This window comes from Paenisporosarcina sp. P4_D4 (assembly GCF_056401835.1).
In genome coordinates this window covers 1-938 of the sequence record NZ_JBFUIO010000346.1, presented here as the reverse complement: position 1 = coordinate 938, position 938 = coordinate 1, and the positions used below count along the sequence as shown (strand labels likewise).

Here is a 938-nt window from a genome sequence, read left to right as displayed (position 1 = left end):
TAGAATTGGCAATACAAAAGCCTGTCGTGCGGTAGGACAAGCAAATCGAAAAAATCCATTACCGATAGTCGTACCCTGCCATCGTGTTATAGGAAAAGACAAATCATTGAAAGGCTAAGCGGGTTCACTTACACCGATTAAACAATATCTGCTCGAATTAGAGCAAAAACACATCAATTCCAAACCATTTTGACAAAGTTCTTCTATTCCCTATATACTAGTTTTAATTAGAGAGAATGGAATACAGGTGATAGAGATGAAATCCGAAGAACTGACACAGTCGTTAAAATTATTTATCGTGCTTTCTAGAGCATATAAAACATTGCATGAATGTACGAATCAATTTTTTCAAGCAAATGGACTAAACCCTACTGAATTTGCAGTTTTGGAATTGTTATTCCACAAGGGGCGACAACCGCTGCAGAAAATAGGAAATAAAATACTGCTTGCCAGTGGTTCGATTACCTATGTCATTGATAAGCTGGAAAAAAGAGGCTTCATACACCGCGTTTCATGTCCTTCGGATCGCCGGGTGACATTTGCTGAAATCACTCCTGAAGGAGAGGCTTTCATGGCTCAATTGTTCCCAGAGCATGAGAAACAATTGCATGAAATGATGGGTGCTTTGGATAATGATGAGAAAGAGCRAGCGATTACATTATTGAAAAAATTAGGATTATCAATTAAAGATTTATCATATTAAAAAAATTCCGGCTCACTAAGTGAGCCGGAATTTTTTATTGTTTTACAGCGATTGTTTCGCCCATTTTCAAAAATGCATCCGTTAAGTTCACACTGTTTTGATCAAAGATTGTCAAGCGGACAATCAGATTGCCTTGTTCAAATACCATCCCTGAAACAGTTCCTAATTCAAAAGTAGTTTCGTATCCAATCTGATTCGAAATCCCTTCGCCTTGAGGTAATTTCTCTTGTTTGTC

General features: G+C 37.6%; 2 protein-coding genes and 1 pseudogene. 2 read left to right on the top strand and 1 reads right to left on the bottom strand.

The features are described from left to right. Window positions 1-118, top strand: a 118-nt coding sequence (locus AC1DSL_RS18730; protein WP_477533400.1) for a methylated-DNA--[protein]-cysteine S-methyltransferase, incomplete at its 5' end; no start/stop codon positions are given. A gap of 138 nt (window positions 119-256) precedes the next feature. After that, complete coding sequence (locus AC1DSL_RS18725) at window positions 257-703, top strand: MarR family winged helix-turn-helix transcriptional regulator (protein ID WP_477533399.1); 447 nt, start codon at window positions 257-259, stop codon at window positions 701-703. Window positions 704-737: 34 nt separating this feature from the next. Here AC1DSL_RS18725 and AC1DSL_RS18720 read toward each other — a convergent pair. Further along, window positions 738-938, bottom strand: a pseudogene (locus tag AC1DSL_RS18720) (hypothetical protein); the annotation flags it as partial.